Annotated in this window: 13 protein-coding genes; 11 read left to right on the top strand and 2 right to left on the bottom strand. The window is 50.5% G+C overall.

Annotation, left to right across the window (positions count from 1 at the left end; all coding sequences use genetic code 11):
• Window positions 1-61: 61 nt before the first annotated feature.
• The 11 genes from HUN04_12380 (at window position 62) to HUN04_12430 (ending at window position 19421) form a co-directional block, all read left to right on the top strand.
• Window positions 62-253, top strand: a complete 192-nt coding sequence (locus HUN04_12380) for a transposase (GenBank protein ID WDP90447.1) — start codon at window positions 62-64, stop codon at window positions 251-253.
• Window positions 254-1203: 950 nt separating this feature from the next.
• Window positions 1204-1686, top strand: coding sequence for a hypothetical protein (locus tag HUN04_12385; protein ID WDP90448.1), 483 nt, complete (start codon window positions 1204-1206; stop codon window positions 1684-1686).
• Window positions 1687-1749: 63 nt separating this feature from the next.
• Window positions 1750-2823 carry a hypothetical protein gene (locus HUN04_12390; protein ID WDP90449.1) on the top strand — a complete coding sequence of 358 codons (1074 nt, stop codon included), beginning with the start codon at window positions 1750-1752 and terminating at the stop codon, window positions 2821-2823.
• Window positions 2824-2841: 18 nt separating this feature from the next.
• Window positions 2842-8592: a VCBS repeat-containing protein gene (locus tag HUN04_12395; GenBank protein WDP90450.1), complete on the top strand. Its 5751-nt coding sequence runs from the start codon at window positions 2842-2844 to the stop codon at window positions 8590-8592.
• A 125-nt stretch (window positions 8593-8717) separates the two neighbouring features.
• Window positions 8718-9053, top strand: coding sequence for a hypothetical protein (locus HUN04_12400; protein ID WDP90451.1), 336 nt, complete (start codon window positions 8718-8720; stop codon window positions 9051-9053).
• A 797-nt stretch (window positions 9054-9850) separates the two neighbouring features.
• Window positions 9851-10444 carry a hypothetical protein gene (locus HUN04_12405; protein ID WDP90452.1) on the top strand — a complete coding sequence of 198 codons (594 nt, stop codon included), beginning with the start codon at window positions 9851-9853 and terminating at the stop codon, window positions 10442-10444.
• A gap of 312 nt (window positions 10445-10756) precedes the next feature.
• The gene (locus tag HUN04_12410) at window positions 10757-11758 is read left to right on the top strand and encodes a hypothetical protein (GenBank protein ID WDP90453.1); all 1002 of its coding nucleotides are present in this window, start codon (window positions 10757-10759) and stop codon (window positions 11756-11758) included.
• 18 nt (window positions 11759-11776) lie between these two features.
• A complete protein-coding gene (locus HUN04_12415) occupies window positions 11777-17596 on the top strand; it encodes a VCBS repeat-containing protein (GenBank protein WDP90454.1) in 5820 nt (1939 codons plus the stop codon).
• Between the two features lie 55 nt (window positions 17597-17651).
• Window positions 17652-18152, top strand: a complete 501-nt coding sequence (locus tag HUN04_12420) for a hypothetical protein (GenBank protein ID WDP90455.1) — start codon at window positions 17652-17654, stop codon at window positions 18150-18152.
• A gap of 66 nt (window positions 18153-18218) precedes the next feature.
• A complete protein-coding gene (locus HUN04_12425; protein ID WDP90456.1) occupies window positions 18219-18974 on the top strand; it encodes an IS5 family transposase in 756 nt (251 codons plus the stop codon).
• Between the two features lie 234 nt (window positions 18975-19208).
• A complete protein-coding gene (locus HUN04_12430) occupies window positions 19209-19421 on the top strand; it encodes a hypothetical protein (protein WDP93273.1) in 213 nt (70 codons plus the stop codon).
• Here the strand turns inward: HUN04_12430 and HUN04_12435 are convergent.
• Together HUN04_12435 and HUN04_12440 are read right to left on the bottom strand one after the other, a co-directional pair.
• Complete coding sequence (locus tag HUN04_12435; protein WDP90457.1) at window positions 19388-19549, bottom strand: hypothetical protein; 162 nt, start codon at window positions 19547-19549, stop codon at window positions 19388-19390. The two genes, HUN04_12430 and HUN04_12435, sit on opposite strands and share 34 nt — an antisense overlap.
• 179 nt (window positions 19550-19728) lie before the next feature.
• Window positions 19729-20721, bottom strand: a complete 993-nt coding sequence (locus tag HUN04_12440) for a transposase (GenBank protein ID WDP90458.1) — start codon at window positions 20719-20721, stop codon at window positions 19729-19731.
• Window positions 20722-21161: the final 440 nt, after the last annotated feature.

A 21161-nucleotide genomic window follows, 5' to 3' on the forward strand; every position in this document is an offset into this window, starting at 1 on the left:
TGCCCCCCAAAAACAGTACAATGTGATATGTTAGGATCTCCGAGCTAAAAAGGAGATCAAGATGAAAAAGAAACGCTATTCTGAAGAACAGATCGTCAAAATTCTGCTTGAAGCCGAGAAACAGGAAAGACCTATCGCTGAATTCTGCAAGCTGGGAGGATTCTCCGAGCAAAGCTATTACCGCTGGAAAAAGAAATACGGTGGTATGTCCGTTCCGGATGTAAAGCTACCAGATAGACTCAATCAAGCCTGATGGTGAGAGCGCTATTTCACCGTCTGATATCAACGCAATGGTTCAAGGAGAACCGCTGGACCCATGGGACCTGCCGGCACCGTTACCTCTCATGTCCCAACCCGCCTTGGTTCAGGAATCTTCTGGCAGTGACTCGGATTATTCAACATTCTCTATGAATGCAGGTCTTTACCTGTCAGATACAGAAGGTATAGACAGTTCCGGCGATTTGTCTACTTTGGCGCAGACCGATGAGAAAGTGAACAATTCTCTAATTGCGGCTGTGTAACATTTGATCTCGCCCCGGCAGGTTCCCTGATCTGCCGGGGTTTTCCCCATTTTAAATGAGATTTCTTCTAAGTTAATTCAATGGCCATCTCTAATATTAACTGTACCAGTTAATGTTCGATTTCCTGCTGGCCGATTTCCCTTGGAGTGCATTCACGCACGAATCGGGACGGTACCAAAATGGAATCGATTATAAAATGGGCAAAAGTGGCAAAGGGAGGTTGTCAAAACGAGAGAGTTTTTATCGAAAACCACCCGTGACGGATTTACCCTAAATGTTTAATGGAACCCGATGAAGAAAAAAATACCATAATTAAGTTTTTCCAGGATCATATCTCCACCGCCGACGGCGAAAGATGCCCCATGGGCCATCCTGTTCGGAGGACGCTGACCATGAGTCATGGCCTGCCCCCGGCCGGGGCCAGTGTTGAAAAAACATATGTTTGTTAAAACATCCCCCTCCAAAAACCTTCATTAAAAATTATTTGTAAAGTAAATTTAATGTTTTCAACGAGTTGCTAAAAAAAACACAAAAAATAAGGAATTCCCTGATTGATTTTTCGATCCGGTCAGATTATGAAACTCTTTCTATTGTGCTGGATACTTAGGCAAGGATGGAGTTTTGGCACTGTTATTAATTACTAAATTAGCACTGACTTGTATAGAGAAAAAGGAGTAAAGCAATGAAATTATTGGCCAAATGGAGCGTGGGTGTTTTATTTGTTTTTACAGCAATAACGACAGCAATCGCCCAGGGCGGCGGGATTACCATAGATGCAAACGGCAACACGGGTATCGGCACAGAAACCCCCTCGGCGCCCCTGGATGTCAACGGCAACACCAAAATTACGGGCAGCCTCACCGTATCTGGAGATGTTGAGGCCCCAAGGGTTAAAGTGACGAACGCTCCGGTGGAAAACACGGATGCCGTGAACAAATCCTATGTTGACCCCTCCATTGCCTCGCTTCAGGCTCAGATTTCACAGCTTCAGGCCCAGGTCAATACTTTGTCCAATGGAACCTTGGGGCTGATGACAAATAATGGAAACAGTTGCCCGAGCGGGTATGTTTTGCTTTCGGCCAGTAGCTGCACGAATGGATTAAAGATATGTGTCAAACCGGGCTATGGAAAATCATTTTTCACCAATTGCGCAGGCGGAAAATAAGCTGCCGTATTTTTTTTCGAATTTATCAAAACAACAAAATACTCAGTTCATGAGGAATGCCCAATGAAAAGATTGCAAGTCAATGTTGTGATCTGTCTTTTACTGGCCGCCGTTCCGGTTTGGTGCCAAGACATGGTTTTATCCGGCCCCCAGACGACATCCGCCTGGCACTACATCAGCGGCGCCATCACTTTCCAGGGGGACACCCAAATCGGCGCCGGGGTAGACCTGGATTTGATGTCTAAAACCGGGATCAAGTTACAACCGGGGTTCAAGGTGCTTCCCGGCGGGGCTTTGAAGGTTTTTGTCAGCCCGGACAGCGACGGAGACACCATCCTTGATCTGGCGGAAACGCGTTCCGGGTGTATGAATCCCCAATCGACGGACACAGACGGGGACGGGCTGGCAGACAACGAAGAAGACATCAACTGCAATGGCCGCCATGAACCGGAACTAAACGAGACCAGCGCCTGTAACCTGGATACGGACGGGGACAATTTCGGGGATAAATGGGAGATCGACAACGGGCTCAACCCCCTGGTGCCCGATGCGGGGCAGCATCTAATTTTAACGGGTACTCCCGCCTCGGGATGGCATTATATCAACGGTATGATTGTTTCCAAGGATGTTACCACCATTAATCCCGGCGTCTATCTTGACCTGGTCGCCCAGATCCAGGTGAAACTCAATCCCGGTTTTAGGGTGTTGCCCGGCGGCAGGCTCAGGGCTGTGGCAAGCCCGGATTCCGACGGGGACCGTATCCACGATGTCGTGGAACGGCGCTCTGACGCCGGCTGCTTGAACCCCAACCTTGAGGACACCGATGGAGACGGCCTGTCGGACAGCCAGGAAGACACCAACCGCAACGGCATCCACGAACCTGAACTCAACGAAACTTCCCCCTGCAATGCAGATACGGACGGGGATAAGATGAATGATAAATGGGAAATAGACCATGGATTGAATCCCCTGGCCGATGATGCAGGACTGGATCCCGACGGGGACGGGCTGACCAATTACATGGAGTATTATTTCAAGGTCTCCGACCCTCATGACGCAAACAGCCTCCCGCCCAAGGGTACCTATTACGAATATGACGAGCTGGGCCGAATCAAAAAAATAGTCCGTATCAAATAAATCTTTCTGGAGCTGAAAATGAACACGCTGGTATCTGTACTCTCAACATGGATGGTTTCTTCCCTCATTTTCATTTTTATTGCTTTTCCCGCCTATGCCGAGGACACCGGAACCGGTGCCGGCGATACCGTTATTGAAATGGTGGAAGAAGACCTGACTGAACAGGGGGCGATTGAAGACCTTGAAAGCACGGACGAAGAAGAGGATAGCGAAACCTCAGAGGGTGAACAGGCGCCGGAGCGCCTGCTAAAATCTTCCGCCATGGAAGCAGCGGCTTCCATGGCGGAGTCACCCACCGAACCCGTACCGCCCAGCCTTGAAGAATCTGTCTTCGATACAAGCAGCGCTGTCATTGTTCCGGAAATAGCCATGGGCATCGGTGCCGCAGTCCTGGAGTATCCCATCCGGGTGCCGTCGGGCAGAAACGGCCTGACCCCGGCCGTTGCACTCAATTATAACTCATCGAGAAGAAACGGCACGGCCGGCGTGGGCTGGGCCATGACCACATCTTCCATCAAACGGTCCACCAAGAGAGGGGCCTGCTATACCTGCAACCGCTTTACTTACAACGGCGAAGAGATCTTCCCCGTCAGCGTGGATGCAAACGGGTACGGCACCTACCGCCCTGAAAAACAACAGGCATTTTCTGTTATTGAATTCAAAACAGACAACTCATGGTCCGTCACCCTAAAAAACGGTACGGTCCAAGAATTCGGCCCCGCCCCGGAGACCCGGCAGGACAACAGCCACGGCACATTCCAATGGCTGCTGTCATCAGTATTAGACACCAACGGAAACACCTTAACCTATTCCTACATTAAGGATCAGGGGCAGGTTTATCTTTCTGCCATCCAATACCTCAATTATTATACGGTCGCTTTTTATTATGAAAACAGGCCCGACCCCATCATCAATTATAGCTCAAACGCCAGGGTGGTGACGGCCAAACGCCTTAAAACAGTGGCTATCTTTTCCAATGTAGATCAGATCCGGGCCTATGGCCTGGCCTATACCCCAAGTGCCAATACCGGCCGCTCCCTGCTGACCCAAATCACCCGGTACGGATCGGATTACTCTTTGGATGCGGCAAATCAAATTACCGGCGGCTCCTCCCTGCCGCCCACACAGATCACCTACGCCCACGACCGGGCCTCCTTGGCCCCCTCCTCCGGACCAATATCGGATCTGGCCATGGGTCAGGGGTTTACCAATACCTATGTCCATCCCATGGTCACCGGCGACTGGAACGGGGACGGCAAAACAGATCTGGGCCGGGCCGGTGCAAGCAGTGTTGATTTTTATATCTCCGGCAACAATGAATTCCAGGCCATGGATTCCCTCTTCGACCTGTCAGAGGGCCAGGGATACACCAATGCCAATACCAACCCCGTCCTCACCGGCGACTGGAACGGGGACGGCAAAACAGATATAGGGAGGGTCGGCAATTCAGGCATGGTGTTCTATACCTCCACCGGTGCCGGCTGGGAAAGTTATCCCCAATTGAATGCGCTCTCCATATACCAGGGATACGGGGAGCAGAGCCAACATCCGGTGTTTACCGGTGATTGGAACGGAGACGGCAAAACCGATGTGGGCAGGATCACCGCCGATGCAGCAGTCTTTTATGTGTCCACCGGCACCGGCTGGCAGAGCTATAACGGATTTTCGGATTTGGCTGGCCAGCAGGGCTATGCCGATATCAGCCGCCACCCTGCCTTTACCGGGGATTTCAACGGGGACGGCAGAACCGATGTGGCCCGGGCGGGCAGTGTCGGGGTTAAGGCATACATATCAACCGGGACAGGCTTCCGGTATTACGGTTCCCTGCCGGTTTTCGGGTGGTCCACCCATGTTTATAACAGCCAGGGGCTGTACCCCCTTGTCACCGGAGACTTCAACGGCGACGGCATGACGGATATCGCCCGGGCCGGCGCCAACCAGGTCTTCACCTATCTGTCCACAGGCACAGGGTTTGCCCAGGGCGGCCAGATCAATGACCTGACAATGGGCCAGGGATGCAAGGATTACAACACCCATCCCATCTTCACCGGGGATTTCAATGACGACGGTCGTATCGACATCGGCCGGGTCAAGGCTGGTTCCCTGGCCGTCTATGTGTCCACAGGCACCGGATTTACCGCCTACGGCAGCCCTATATCCAACTTCAGCCCGGCCCAGTGGTTTTCCACAAATCATCAATGTCCCCTTGTCACCGGAGACTTCAACGGCGACGGCAGAACCGGCATTGCCCGGGCGTCGACCTCCGGCGTTTCTTTTTATTCCCCCCAGGGGGGTGGCAACGACCTGATGCACAGGATTTCGGCCGCATCGGGCAGCATTACAGACATCGAATACACCCCCTCTACGGCCTGGGCCGACACCCGGCTGCCCATGGTGCTCCGGACAGTGTCAAAGCTGACGGTGAAGGACGGCCTGGGTAACACCTCCGCCACCGAGTATTCATACAGCGGCGGCCTTTACGACTTCCAAGACCGGGAGCTGCGGGCCTTTGAATCCGTGGTCAAAACCCACCCCGACGGCACCACCGACACCCGGCTGTTCCACCAGGACAGATTTCTGGACGGCCGTACAAAGCGCTTTGAATTCAAGGCCCCGGACGGCACCCTCCTGTCTCAAACCGACTACACATGGGAAGGCACCCCATACGACAACGACACGGCATTTATCCGCCTCACCTCCCAAACAGAAACCCAGTACGACGAGGGCAGCCAAGCGGTCCGGCAGGTGGATTATACCTACGACACCAATCACGGCAGCCTGCTGACCTCCACGGTGTCCGGCACCAATCTGGCTGAATCCGTCACCACAAGTTACTCATACGACTATTACGGGGCCGGCCTGGATTATCCTTTGCGCACTATCCAGGAAACCCTCACCGGCTCAACCTCCGGCATGGTCCGGGAGACCCTCTACACCTATGAACTGCACACCGGCAATATGCTCACCCGGGAGCAGGTTAATGCCGGGGGAATAAACCCCATCACCACCTATACCTATGACGCTCACGGCAACCTGGCCTCCCTCCGGGACCCCAAGGACAACGTCACCCTCTTCGACTACGACCCCACCATCGCCACCTGGCCGGTGCGCGTCGAGAAACCGGCCACGGGGATCTACACCCATGTGGTCCGCCACCCGGATATTGATTTGCGGTTCGGCAAACCCCTGACCTTTGAAAACGAGAACGGGTTCCAGACGGCCTATGCCTATGATGTCCACGGCCGGCTCGTCCAGGTCGATTTCCCGGACGGGGGCCGGGAAACTTATATTTACGACGACACCGCCATGCCCCGGTCCCTGACCCAACGGATAAAAGAAAGCGATTCTTCGTCCATTGACGCCGTCACCTACACCGACGGCCTGGGCCGCACCGTCCAGACCACGGCAAAATCCAAAGACGAATACACCGCCACCCTGTTTACCTTTGACACCATGGGCCGCCAGGCCTGCGTTAAAGGCCCCTTTTTTACATCCACCAATGCCTTCCTGGCCGCAGCCCACACCGGCCTCTCCGCCGATCCCGCCACCGTGAACACCGGCGTCACCACCACCTGGGTGAGGAACCATTACGATGACAAGGGCCGGATCACCAAACTGGAACAATCCGGGGGGATAAACACCCGCTTCACCCACAACACCCTCACCACCCGGGCCACCGACCCCGACGGCCACAGCAAGTCCCAGGTCCGGGATATCCTGGGCCGGATCATCAAGGTCATCGAGCACGGCCCCGCAGACTTTACCGCCTCGTACACCTATACCCCGGCCGGGGACATGGTGAAGGTCTCCCGGACCAACCCGGACACGGGCAACCCCATTGAGAACGTTGTTGCCTACAATACCCTGGGCCAGAAAACCGCCATGACCGACCCGGACATGGGCAATTGGACCTATACCTACGACCTCAACGGCAATTTGGCCACCCAGACCGACGCCCGGAACGTTACCCTGACCTTCGAATACGACGCACTCAACCGCCTGACCCGGAAAACCTATCCCGACGCAAGCTCTGCCTCCTGGGCCTATGACGCCGGCACCAACGGCATCGGCCTCCTCTATGAAACGTCCAACGCCAATGCCACCACCCGGTATACGGCCTATGACCAGACCGGGCGCCTGGCCTCCGAAACCCGGACCGTGGATTCCCAGACGGTGAGATTCGACTATACCTGGGACCCGGCCGGCCGCCCGGCATCAAGGGCCGTCACCCACAACAACACCCTGTTCAAAACCCTGGCCTACGAGTTTTACCCGGGCACCCGGCTTTTGGCCCGGGTCAAGCAGGAGGACAACCGGTCTATCACCGAGATCACCCAGTACTCCCCCCAGGGCAAGATCGTCTTCCTCAACCACCTCAACGGCACCGTGGCCAATTATATCTATGATTTTGCCACCTCACGGCTGATCTTGATCCATAGCTACAACCTTAGCGAAACCATCATGGACAAGGGGTACACCTATACCAAGGCCGGGGATGTGGAGATGATCACGGACAACAGGACCAACAAAATCACCAGTTATGCCTACGACCACAACCACCGCCTCATATCGGAAATGACCGCCGGCACCGGCGCCGTTACCGGCACCAGCGTGGAAGTGATCGAGTTTACCTATGAAGAAGCCCAGGGGGCGCCCGTCCATGCCCCCAAGGAAGTGAAAATCAACGGCAGCCTGACCGAATACGCCTACACGGCCACGGGCAACCGGTCCTTTAAAAACAACGGGGTCACCCCTGCCAATTACGAGTCCAATGCCGACAATATGATCTCCAGGATCACCGTGGGCGCCGTCGAAACCCAATTTTTCTACGACGCGGACAACAAGCGGGTCAAAAAGGCCGGCGGCCCCGCTGCCAGTTTCTATTTCGGGGACCGGTTCGAGGTGGTCAATGGCCGGCCCACCTATTATGTGTTTGCCGGGAACCTGAGGGTGGCCCAAGTCACGGCCACGGGCATGGCCTTTTTCCACAAGGACCACCTGGGCTCCACCGAAGCCATCACCCGGGAAGACGGCAGCCTCATTGACTTTGGGGCCTACTTCCCCTATGGTCTGGACCGAAGCGCCAATGCTCTTTTACAACACAGTGCCTACAAGTTTACCGACCAGGAACAGGACGAAGGCACGGGCCTTTACAACTACGACGCCCGGCTCTACGACCCGGAAATCGGCCAGTTTGTCATGGCCGACACCATTGTGCCGGAACCGTTTAATCCCCAGAGCTTGAACCGGTATGCTTATTGTTTGAATAATCCGGTTCGGTATACTGATCCGAGCGGGCATGCGCCTGGAGATATGGCCTGTGGTAATTGTCATACACCAGGCATGTCAGAGAAAGCACAGCGTAAAGCAGTTAACACTTCGATTGGTTTTATTGGCCAAGTAGTTGGTAATTTGGGCATTGTAGGTATGGCCGTTGGTGATGTCCTCGGAGCATATGCGACTGCCCGTACGGCATACGACAAGACGCAAGAGTATGACGACACAAGCTATTTTGGCGTTACCAAATTGGGAAGAACTAAGAAAAACAAAGACGTTTTTGTCGGTGTGATCGATAATAGCCAACGAAAAAATGTATCACATAAGGATACAATAGAACCTGTTTCACAGATAAGTGAAACTGCAGATTTTTCATTTGAAGGGAGTGTTTCTGGAACACCATCTGGAGATAAAGGTTCAGGTTTTGGGAAAGGTTATGCCGGTAGAAGCGGTGGAAATGACTATGGAGGAGCAGGTGATTTTGGAAGATAATTGTAAAATCTATAAGAAAAATCGAAAGCCTCTGACCTTAACCAGAAATAATTTGAACTATTATCAAATTACCAAGTCGCTTTTTGTTATTTAACAAGACTAAATCTAACCAGTTGGGATTATATATGAAATCGCATGAAAAAGTCGCCAGATTAATCACTTTTCTTGGTATTTTAGTGTCAATCGCCTTTTTTTTGGTCGTTTTAGTAATAATTCCTTCGACACTAAGAAAATTACATGCTGGTGATTTCGAACCACTTCTATTGGATATTCTTTACCTTTCTGCAATTGGCGGTTTGCTGATATTCAATTTTAAATTGAGTTCAGCAATTGCTGCTCATAAAAATTGGGGGCGTTATGCAGGAATAGTTTTTGGGGTTTTATCATTACTCACTTTTCCGATAGGCACCATTATTGGGGTCTATGTTCTTTGGCACCTGATCAGGCGGTGGCAGGAGTAAGGTCGGGTCCTTCAACACCCTATACAAAAAAATGCTGTTGCCGGACCATGCGGCAAGGTTTATTTCCGGGGCATAGACGGTGTGGGAAGGGGTGGGTATACCAAAACGTTGAAAGGGCCGGAAATCCAGTTTCCCGATGTATGCCTGCGCCAGATTGTATGTTTAAAGGCCTAAATTCAGGCTTTATTAAATTCGGTGGGGTGAGGTTGGCTTGACAGTTACAGTGCGTGCAATATACTTTTAGACGAAACTGCGTCATCCGTCCCGTGAAGCTCACCCGGTTTGCCGGCACTGGCTGCGGTCTTGGAGGCTGGCGCAGTTTTTTTTGTAACGCCACCCCACATGAATATAATGATATTTTCATCTCCCCTATTACCAACGGCAACGGCCCACAGAATTTTTGCAGAGAAACAGGTGGTTTAAGACCTGCAACATCTGGGAAAAGGGGAAAGCATTCGGCAGGCCCAAAAGGCTTGCAAATCGATTGAAAAACGCGGCCCGTCATGGATTTCAATCCCCTCTTGTACCGTCCTGGGACCATTGCCCCGCTTCTCCTTCCGGTTTAAAAAATACCTTACCCATTCCGCCGGCAGTTAACCTCAAATTTTTTTTAAATAAAAATTTAGCTATTTTAACATTTTGCTAAAAAGAAGAGAAAACTAAGGGAATCCCTGATTGCGTTTTCAGCATGAGTATATTATGAAAACCTCTGCTATTCTTGATTGGGAAATATTTTCGGAAATATGCCGAATTACTGATTTATTGTTGACCTGAATTGTGAAAGAAGGAGTAAGGAGATGAATTCATTGATCAAATGGGGTGTTTATTTTTTCTTTATTTTTATAACAACGGCCACTGCCATGGCCCAGGACGGCGGTATTACCATCGATGCCAACGGCAATACGGGTATCGGCACCGAAACCCCCTCGGCCACGCTGGATGTCAACGGCAACACCAAAATTACGGGCAACCTCACCATCACGGATGAAATTCAGGCGCAAAAGATAAAAGTCAGCAGTGCACCGACAAATAATACGGATGCGGTGAATAAGGCTCATTTGGATCAATCCATTGCCGCTCTTGGCCTTACCCTTAAAAAAACTTATGCTTGCGCTCAAAGCGGTTGTTATACGGAGTTTACTTTGTCCGAATTGATTCCATTAAAGCCCGTGTATTTTGTATTAAGAAAGAACAATGCACAGCGCAAGCCAACTCTTTTATACTTTTCGGTAGACAATGAAGTGGGAGGGGCGGGGCATAGTTTAGGTTATGTTATAACTGGAAACGTGAGTTCTTACCACTCTACTACGGCCATCCGGATACCAACATCGACTTCTATGGTTGTCCGTATAGGCGATTTAAGATTTGGAACACTTTCTATATATCAATAAATTTCAATATGAAGAGGGCTTAAGTGATTTAAGCCCCCTTCAAAATTTATATCTAATCAAACTTATATGGTAGTTGATATCAAAGATATGAAATTTTATTAGGGCGTCTACCTGCCCATAACAGACAATGCCGGGACATCTTAGATTTTCGGTAAAGACTGGGAACGTTAGAATATTGTATTTTATTGAATACCCATTTCGGTTGGGAACCGAATATCTTTTCCAATTAAGGAACGCCCAATGAAAAATTTGCAATTGAATGCTCTCATCATTTTTTTGCTGACCGCTACTTCCGCAATAGGGCAGGATCTGGTGTTATCCGGTCCTCAGACCATAAGGGCCTGGCATTATATTCACGGCAGCATCACTTTCCAGGGAGACACCGAAATCCGTGACGGGGCCGACCTGGACCTGATGTCCAAAACCGGGGTCCAGCTGATGCCGGGATTCAAGGTGCTTCCCGGGGGAAGCTTTAAGGCCTTTGTCAGTCCGGACAGCGACGGGGACACCATCCTTGACCTGGCGGAAAAGCGGTCCGGCTGCATGAATCCCCAGGCGGCGGATACCGACGGCGACGGGCTGGCCGATAATTTGGAAGACGCCAACCAGAACGGCATCTATGAGCCGGAACTCAACGAAACCAGCGCCTGCAAGCTGGATACGGATGGGGACAATATCGGGGATAAGTGGGAAATCGACAACGGCTTGAATCCCCTGGTGGCCGATGCGGACCAGCATCTGATCTTGACAGGCAATCTCCCCTCGGGCTGGCACTATATAAACGGCATTATTGCTTCCAAAGATATCACCACCATCAATCCGGGCGTCTACCTTGACCTGGTCGCCCAGATCCGGGTGAAACTCAATCCCGGTTTTAGGGTGTTGCCCGGCGGCAGGCTCAGGGCTGTGGCAAGCCCGGATTCCGACGGGGACCGTATCCACGATGTCGTGGAACGGCGCTCTGACGCCGGCTGCATGAACCCCAACCTTGAGGACACCGACGGCGACGGCCTGTCGGACAGCCAGGAAGACACCAACCGCAACGGCATCCACGAACCTGAACTCAACGAAACTTCCCCCTGCAATGCAGATACGGACGGGGATAAGATGAATGATAAATGGGAAATAGACCATGGATTGAATCCCCTGGCCGATGATGCAGGACTGGATCCCGACGGGGACGGGCTGACCAATTACATGGAGTATTATTTCAAGGTCTCCGACCCTCATGACGCAAACAGCCTCCCGCCCAAGGGTACCTATTACGAATATGACGAGCTGGGCCGAATCAAAAAAATAGTCCGTATCAAATAAATCTTTCTGGAGCTGAAAATGAACACGCTGGTATCTGTACTCTCAACATGGATGGTTTCTTCCCTCATTTTCATTTTTATTGCTTTTCCCGCCTATGCCGAGGACACCGGAACCGGTGCCGGCGATACCGTTATTGAAATGGTGGAAGAAGACCTGACTGAACAGGGGGCGATTGAAGACCTTGAAAGCACGGACGAAGAAGAGGATAGCGAAACCTCAGAGGGTGAACAGGCGCCGGAGCGCCTGCTAAAATCTTCCGCCATGGAAGCAGCGGCTTCCATGGCGGAGTCACCCACCGAACCCGTACCGCCCAGCCTTGAAGAATCTGTCTTCGATACAAGCAGCGCTGTCATTGTTCCGGAAATAGCCATGGGCATCGGTGCCGCAGTCCTGGAGTATCCCATCCGGGTGCCGTCGGGCAGAAACGGCCTGACCCCGGCCGTTGCACTCAATTATAACTCATCGAGAAGAAACGGCACGGCCGGCGTGGGCTGGGCCATGACCACATCTTCCATCAAACGGTCCACCAAGAGAGGGGCCTGCTATACCTGCAACCGCTTTACTTACAACGGCGAAGAGATCTTCCCCGTCAGCGTGGATGCAAACGGGTACGGCACCTACCGCCCTGAAAAACAACAGGCATTTTCTGTTATTGAATTCAAAACAGACAACTCATGGTCCGTCACCCTTAAAAACGGTACGGTCCAAGAATTCGGCCCCGCCCCGGAGACCCGGCAGGACAACAGCCACGGCACATTCCAATGGCTGCTGTCATCAGTATTAGACACCAACGGAAACACCTTAACCTATTCCTACATTAAGGATCAGGGGCAGGTTTATCTTTCTGCCATCCAATACCTCAATTATTATACGGTCGCTTTTTATTATGAAAACAGGCCCGACCCCATCATCAATTATAGCTCAAACGCCAGGGTGGTGACGGCCAAACGCCTTAAAACAGTGGCGGTCTTTTCCAACGTAGACCAGATCCGGGCCTATGGCCTGGCCTATACCCCAAGTGCCAATACCGGCCGCTCCCTGCTGACCCAAATCACCCGGTACGGATCGGATTACTCTTTGGATGCGGCAAATCAAATTACCGGAGGATCCTCCCTGCCGCCCACACAAATCACCTACGCCCACGAACGGGCCTCCTTGGCCCCCTCCTCCGGACCAATATCGGACCTGGCCATGGGTCAGGGGTTTACCAATACCTATGTCCATCCCATGGTCACCGGCGACTGGAACGGGGACGGCAAAACAGATCTGGGCCGGGCCGGTGCAAGCAGTGTTGATTTTTATATCTCCGGCAACAATGAATTCCAGGCCATGGATTCTCTCTTCGACCTGTCAGAGGGCCAGGGATACACCAATGCCAATACCAACCCCGTCCTCACCGGCGACTGGAACGGGGACGGCAAAACAGACATAGGGAGGGTCGGCAATTCAGGCATGGTGTTCTATACCTCCACCGGTGCCGGCTGGGAAAGTTATCCCCAATTGAATGCGCTCTCCATATACCAGGGATACGGGGAGCAGAGCCAACATCCGGTGTTTACCGGTGATTGGAACGGAGACGGCAAAACCGATGTGGGCAGGATCACCGCCGATGCAGCAGTCTTTTATGTGTCCACCGGCACCGGCTGGCAGAGCTATAACGGATTTTCGGATTTGGCAGGCCAGCAGGGCTATGCCGATATCAGCCGCCACCCTGCCTTTACCGGGGATTTCAACGGGGACGGCAGAACCGATGTGGCCCGGGCGGGCAGTGTCGGGGTTAAGGCATACATATCAACCGGGACAGGCTTCCGATATTACGGTTCCCTGCCGGTTTTCGGGTGGTCCACCCATGTTTATAACAGCCAGGGGCTGTACCCCCTTGTCACCGGAGACTTCAACGGGGACGGCATGACGGATATCGCCCGGGCCGGCGCCAACCAGGTCTTCACCTATCTGTCCACAGGCACAGGGTTTGCCCAGGGCGGCCAGATCAATGACCTGACAATGGGCCAGGGATGCACGGATTACAACACCCATCCCATCTTCACCGGGGATTTCAACGACGACGGCCGTACCGACATCGGCCGGGTCAAACCAACCTCCCTGGCTGTCTATATATCTACAGGTACGGGTTTTACCCTCCACAGCAGCCCTATATCCAACTTCAGCCCGGCCCAGTGGTTTTCCACAAATCATCAATATCCCCTTGTCACCGGAGACTTCAACGGCGACGGCAGAACCGGCATTGCCCGGGCGTCGACCTCCGGCGTTTCTTTTTATTCCCCCCAGGGGGGTGGCAACGACCTGATGCACAGGATTTCGGCCGCATCGGGCAGCATTACAGACATCGAATACACCCCCTCTACGGCCTGGGCCGACACCCGGCTGCCCATGGTGCTCCGGACAGTGTCAAAGCTGACGGTGAAGGACGGCCTGGGCAACACCTCCACCACCGAATATTCATACAGCGGCGGCCTTTACGACTATGAAGACAGGGAACTGCGGGCCTTCGAATCCGTGGTCAAAACCAATCCAGACGGCACCACGGAAACCCGACTGTTTCACCAGGACCGCTTCCTGGACGGCCGCACAAAGCGCTTTGAATTCAAAGCCCCGGACGGGGCCCTGCTCTCCGGAACCGACTATACCTGGGAGAGCACCCCATACGACAGCGACACCTCATTTATCCGGCTTGCATCCCAAAAAGAAATCCAGTACGACACCGGCAGCCAGGCAATCCGGCAGGAGGATTATACCTACGATACCAACCATGGCAGCCTGCTGACATCCACGGTGTCAGGCACCAACCTCACCGAATCCGTAGCCACAGGCTATACATACGGCTATTACGGAGCTGGCCTGGATTATCCTTTGCGCACCATCCGGGCTACCCTCACCGGCTCAATCTCCGGCATGGTCCGGGATACCAATTACACCTACGAGCTGCATACGGGCAACCTGCTCACACGGGAGCAGGTCAATGTTGGCGGCACCAACCCCGTCACCACCTATACCTATGATGTCCACGGCAACCTGGCCTCCATCCGGGACCCAAGGGACAATGTCACCTTGTTCGATTACGATCCCACCATTGCCGCCTGGCCGGTGCGTATCGAAAAACCGGCCACAGGGATTCATACCCACGTGGTTCGATACCCGGATATCGACCTGCGGTTCGGCACCCCCCTGACCTTTGAAAACGAAAACGGGTTCCAGACAACATATGCCTATGACGTCCACGGCCGCCTTATCCAGACCGATCGCCCGGACAGCGGCCAGGAAATCTATATTTACGACGACACATCCATGCCCCGGTCCCTGACCCGCAGAACCAAAGAGAGCGCGAACTCCTTCATCGATGCGATCACCTACACCGACGGCCTGGGCCGCACCGTACAGACGGTGGCAAAGTCCAAGGATGAATACACCGCCACTTTATTTACCTTTGACAACATGGGCCGGGCAGCCTGTGTCAAAGGGCCCTTTTTTACTTCAACCAATGCCTTTTTGAACAGCACCCACACGGCCCTGTCTGCCGATCCTGCAGTCGTCAGCACCGGCGTCACCACCACCTGGCTGAGGAACCATTATGACGACAAGGGCCGGATCATTAAACTGGAACAGTCCGGGGGGATCAATACCCTGTTTACCCACAATGCCCTCACCACCCGGGTGACCGACCCCGACGGCCACAGCAAGTCCCAGGTCCTGGACGTTCTGGGGCGGGTCATTACGGTAATTGAACACGGTCCCACGGATTTTACGGCCTCATACACCTATACCCCGGCAGGGGATCTGGTGAAGGTCTCCCGGAACAATCCTGCCACGGGCAATCCCATTGAAAACATCGTGGTTTACAACACCCTGGGCCAAAAGACCTTCATGACCGACCCGGACATGGGCCATTGGACCTATACCTACGACCTCAACGGCAACCTGGCCACCCAGACCGACGCCCGGAACGTCACCCTGGCCTTTGCCTATGACGAACTCAACCGCTTGACCCGAAAAACATACCCCGACGGCAGTTTTGCCTCATGGGCCTATGACGCCGGCGCCAACGGCATCGGCCTTCTTTATGAAACGTCCAACGCCAATGCCACCACCCGGCATACAGCCTATGACCAGACCGGGCGGCTGCTCTCCGAAACCCGGACTGTGGATGCACAAACGGTGAAATTTGATTATACCTGGGACATGGCCGGGCGTCCCGCCTCAAAGGCCGTCACCCACAACAACGCCTTGTTTAAAACCCTGGCCTATGAGTTTTACCCCGGCACCCGATTGCTTGCCCGGGTCAAACAGGAGGACAACCGTTCCGTCACCGAGATTACCCAGTACTCCCCCCAGGGTAAAATAGAGTTCCTCAACCATCTGAACGGCACGGTGACCAATTACATCTATGACTTTGCCACCTCCCGGCTCATCCTTATCCATTCTTACAATCTCACCGAAACCATCATGGATAAGGGGTATACCTATACAAAAGCCGGGGACGTTGAAACCATCACGGACAACCGGACCAATACAACAACCACCTACGTTTACGATCATAACCACCGGATCATATCGGAGCAGACATCCGGGACCGGTGCCGTTGCCGGAACCAGTGTGGAGGTGATCGAGTTTACCTATGACGAGGTCCCGGGCACCCCCATCCACGCCCCTAAAGAAATACGGATAAACGGGTCCCTGACCGAGTATGCTTATACGGCCACAGGCAACCGGTCCTTTAAAAATGACGGGGTAACCCCAACAAATTACGTATCTAATACCGACAATATGATCTCCGGCATCACCGTGGGAACTGATGATACCCAATTCTTATATGATGCAGACAATAAACGGGTTAAAAAAATCCGGGGGGCATCCTCCACCCTTTACTTCGGGGATAATTTTGAGATTGTTAACGGCACTTCGACTTATTATGTCTTTGCCGGGAATGTGAGGGTGGCCCAGGTCACAGATACGGGGATGGTATTTTTCCATAAGGATCATCTGGGCTCCACTGAAGCTATGTCCCGGGAGGACGGAAGCGTTATTGACTATGGGGGGTATTTTCCCTATGGTCTGGACAAGGAACTCAATGCTCTTTTACAACACAGCGCCTACAAGTTCACCGACCAGGAGCAGGACGAGGGCACGGGGCTTTACAACTACGACGCCCGGCTCTATGACCCGGTGATCGGTCAGTTCATCATGGCGGATACCATTGTGCCGGAACCGTTCAACCCCCAGAGTTTGAACCGGTATGCTTATTGCCTTAATAATCCTGTTCGGTATGTGGATCCCACCGGGCATGAACCCGATGGTGATGCAGATCAGTCTAATGGTGGTTGGGGAATTGCTGATTCTGAAGCTGCACATAACGGCGGAGAAGACTCAAGCCGTGATATGGCTGATCTCGGAGGCAAAGATGGCACAGGTTGGGGGAGAGGACCTTACGGAACCCAAGCCGAAAACAATGAAGATCAAGGCTGGCATGCCGGAGGATGGGGATGGGACTCTGACAATCAAATGGAATCAAATAAAAGTACCAACATAGGAGGCTCAGGAGGTGGTTGGGGGGCTTGGGGGTATGGTTTTTCAAAGAGTCAATCGAATAGCAATAGCCTTCGATTGCCTAGCCCTTTACGTGATCAAAGATTACCCAATTTGGATTTTGGTTGGCCCACAGATCCAGACGATTTAGAACATGATCCTAATTTTGGCGAACCATACTGGGATAGAAGTGATTTTTTTGAAAACCTTATAGATAGGGCTCTTAAGTCAGAAGAAGAAATAAACAATTTTTTTGAAAAGCATTGGTGGTTAGATCCCTTTAGGGCAGGAGCTTAAAAAGAAAACTACCATGTACGGGTTTAAACTCGATAAAATATACAAGGAGAGTTTTTTGAAAAACGTAATTAATTATAGTCTTTTATTCTGCATCTGCCTTTTATTTAATCAAAGCTATGCCTATTCATTTAATGAGCATAAATATGAGTGTTCACAAAATATAAACAGTATTCAGAATTTGAAGTATCTTTCTTCACATAGGTATAAGCCATTTTTGAAATATTACGAAAACAAAAATAATGATGAGCGAATAAAAATAAATAATATAAAATTCCATCCTATTTCTTATATTTTTTGGAAAGATAAATACGTAGGCTATGCAATTTACATAAATGAGAAAAGTAAAGGTAAAAAAATTTTAGACCTCTTGTATACAACCTTCAATCACCCTCATGAGCAAAGCCATACTTTTAAAACATGGTATACAAATGACCAAATTATTATATTCACAAAATTTTCACTGCACCAATCAAGAATAATCTTTTTGTGTAAAAATATGGGGTTAGATTTAAAAAAAGTTTTTGATCAAATTAAAATAGGAAAGGGTCCTCACTAGGGGCTGTTTCCAAAAAAGTTTAAAATAATCTAGACATTTGAAATGGGGGATGATTTCGTCCTGTTTATGAACAGACACTCTATTTCAGATGAAAAATGGAAGCAAATAGAACCAATACTTGCACCACCCAAAAAAGAAACACGAGGGCGGAAGCCCAAAGATAACCGATTAATGTTTAACGGGATTTTGTGGATTTTAAAAACAGGGGCTCCTTGGCGTGATCTTCCTGAAAGATTCGGGCCTTGGCAAACGGTGTATAAAAGATTTGCAAAATGGACCTCTTTGGAAGCATGGGATGATCTTCTCAATAATGTCGCAAAGAACCAGGATAAAGAATCCGGTATGATAGACGGATCCTACGTAAAACTTCACCAACACGGTTGCGGGGCACGAGGTGGACAATACTCTCAGGCCATTGGGCGAAGTCGAGGTGGTTTAACAACAAAAATCCATGCTGTGGTTGATGGCCTTGGTAATCCAGTACGAATAAAACTGACCGGGGGTAATGTTCATGATATGGTACCTTCTTATGAGTTAATGGCAGACATAGAAGCAGATCAATTCCTTGCTGATAGAGCATATGATACTGACAAACTTATTGAAATTGTTGAATCTAAAGGTTCTAAGGTCATTATCCCATCAAGAAGAAACAGAACGGTTCAGAGAAAAATTGATAAACACCTTTATAAGGAACGACATTTGGTGGAATGCTTTTTCGCAAAAATAAAATCCTGTCGGCGAGTTTCGACTCGATATGAGAAACTCGCCAGCAGTTACCATGCAATGGTGCTTATTGCTTCTTGCTTGGTTTGGTTAGCATGATTTATTTAGAAACAGCCCGTAAGGACTGTATTTTAAATAATCTATACATTTGAAATGGAGCATGATTTCGTCTTGTTTATGAACAGACACTCTATTTCAAATAAACAATGGAAGCAAATAGAACCGATACTTGCACCACCGAGAAAAGAAACACGAGGACGGAGACCCAAGGATAACCTATTAATGTTTAATGGAATTTTGTAGTTTTTAAAAACTGGGGTTCTTTGGCGTGATATTCCTGAAAGATTAGGGCCTTTGCAAACTGTGTATAAAAGATTTGCAAAATGGACCTCCTTGGCATCTTGGGATGGTCTTCTCAACAATGTCGCAAAGAGCCACCTCTTCATAACTGCGGCGCATGGTCGGCATATGGAGACTTTTAAGATTGTTTTCTATCTGATCCCGATCATTGATCATGCCGCCACCTCCTTGAGCAATTGGTCATAGCGGCTCAAATCAACGGCCTGGATATGAATATCATCCGGTCTGCTGACAGAGGTGTTGGACTTAATAAGGCGTTCAGCAGCTTCTATGCTGATCTCCTGACCCTCATTTATTAAACCCAGATTCTGCATCCGATATCAGATACAGTAAAATTTCTGTTCAAAAACGAGAAAATACTTCCTTGAAGTAAAATGGCATGAAATTTTTATAAGATCGAAAGCTCAGACGTAGATTTTGGACAGGCAATATAGTTTTTTGATGACCACCAGACGCATTTATCCATGGCTCACCTGGTAAATTCCATTTGATGTTAGGCCAAGGCCCTCATGGCCTGATAAAAAATTAGCCTCATCGGATGGTCACGCTTAATTTTTATCCACAGTTGGCGGCTTCGGACAGCAACATTGGCTGGCGGAAGATTCCGCTCTATTGCAGCAAATCGCCTTGACCGGGACCATCCCGATAGCTTGCAATGAAAGTTGGCTGCAAAATGGCCATTGCCAATACTTCTCCAGTTTTTGATCTTTGAAATTCGTCCCATGATCGTTGAAGATAATTTTGCCTTAGCCACATAGCCTGCGCCCAGTTCCTCGATTGTATCCAGAATTGATCCGGATGTAAGCCCTTTATCAAAACGGAAAATGATATCTTTTGCAGGCCGGTCGGCTTCTGAAACAATCTTACGGACAAAGCCATCAAGCCCATCGTTTGAAGCACATGAACCAGGTCTGAGGTATCCATCAATAACAGATCTCGAGCCTATATCAACGGCTATAAGGGGATGGTAGCTGTTTCTTCCAGGCTTATGAGGATTGTATCCAGTATCAGCACCCTCAATCTTTTGGCCATGTACGGTGCAGACAGATGAGTCGACGGTGATAAATAACTTGCCGGGTTTGGCAACACGGTAACTCAATCCGGTGCTGATTTTCTCCAGATTCAGGTTGTGTCGCCATGTCATTGTTTTCAGCCTCCGGCCATAAGTTGTCGGATGAACAATGTCTTTCCATTGAAACATCCCGATCAGGGCGGGCTCAGCTAACAATCGGACATCCTGGATAGCTTCTCCGCCCATGAGTCTCAATACAATCAACTGTTGTAAAAGTTCGTGGGTGGGATGGCGTTTATCCTGATCAAGATCGGCTGTGACTCCTTCCAATAACTCAGGGATATGAAATTTGTCGAATACACGGCTTACAAGAGCCATTCCGGCGTTGGCAGCTACAGATTTTCCTGTGAACGAAATATGAGCCGATCCCTGTTTGAATACTTTTCGTTTTCTACCTTTTCTGGTATGTTTCATATGCACCCTTTTGGTGATCTCTTTTTCGCAGGTGGTCTGCGGTTAAGTCCCCAAGATCATTATAAAAGAGTGCTCTTTTTAGGGCAACCTCTAATCAACTATGCAGGATCTGGGCTAATTTTAGAGGAAAGCGAATTGAACATATATTTAATCCGCTCGTTATGTTAAATAGCAAGAATAATGAGCTCAGAGCCATAAACACGCCCAGGTTAAATCCGTTTTCTAAAATTGCCGCAGCGATTAAGCGTTGATTTTCGTCATGATGCATGCTAAAAAACTCCGGTCGAAGTTTTTTAGCATGCATCATGATCAATTGTTGACTTATTTTTTGCACATCTATATATTATAGCCAAATATATTGGCACTGAATAATACCCATTTAGCTCTGCAAATTTTTTGCAGGTAACTATCTCTGTCAAGAGAGGCTAAGTGGGTTTTTT

Origin of the sequence: Desulfobacter sp. (genome assembly GCA_028768525.1) — a bacterium.
Classification (GTDB): Bacteria; Desulfobacterota; Desulfobacteria; order Desulfobacterales; family Desulfobacteraceae; genus Desulfobacter.

What these genes read in the sequence shown, in the direction of transcription:
- HUN04_12380 (WDP90447.1), top strand. Translation starts at nt 62, where the DNA reads ATGAAAAAGAAACGCTATTCTGAAGAACAGATCGTCAAAATTCTGCTT.
- HUN04_12385 (WDP90448.1), top strand. Translation starts at nt 1,204, where the DNA reads ATGAAATTATTGGCCAAATGGAGCGTGGGTGTTTTATTTGTTTTTACA.
- HUN04_12390 (WDP90449.1), top strand. Translation starts at nt 1,750, where the DNA reads ATGAAAAGATTGCAAGTCAATGTTGTGATCTGTCTTTTACTGGCCGCC.
- HUN04_12395 (WDP90450.1), top strand. Translation starts at nt 2,842, where the DNA reads ATGAACACGCTGGTATCTGTACTCTCAACATGGATGGTTTCTTCCCTC.
- HUN04_12400 (WDP90451.1), top strand. Translation starts at nt 8,718, where the DNA reads ATGAAATCGCATGAAAAAGTCGCCAGATTAATCACTTTTCTTGGTATT.
- HUN04_12405 (WDP90452.1), top strand. Translation starts at nt 9,851, where the DNA reads ATGAATTCATTGATCAAATGGGGTGTTTATTTTTTCTTTATTTTTATA.
- HUN04_12415 (WDP90454.1), top strand. Translation starts at nt 11,777, where the DNA reads ATGAACACGCTGGTATCTGTACTCTCAACATGGATGGTTTCTTCCCTC.
- HUN04_12425 (WDP90456.1), top strand. Translation starts at nt 18,219, where the DNA reads ATGAACAGACACTCTATTTCAGATGAAAAATGGAAGCAAATAGAACCA.
- HUN04_12435 (WDP90457.1), bottom strand. Translation starts at nt 19,549, where the DNA reads ATGCAGAATCTGGGTTTAATAAATGAGGGTCAGGAGATCAGCATAGAA.
- HUN04_12440 (WDP90458.1), bottom strand. Translation starts at nt 20,721, where the DNA reads ATGAAACATACCAGAAAAGGTAGAAAACGAAAAGTATTCAAACAGGGA.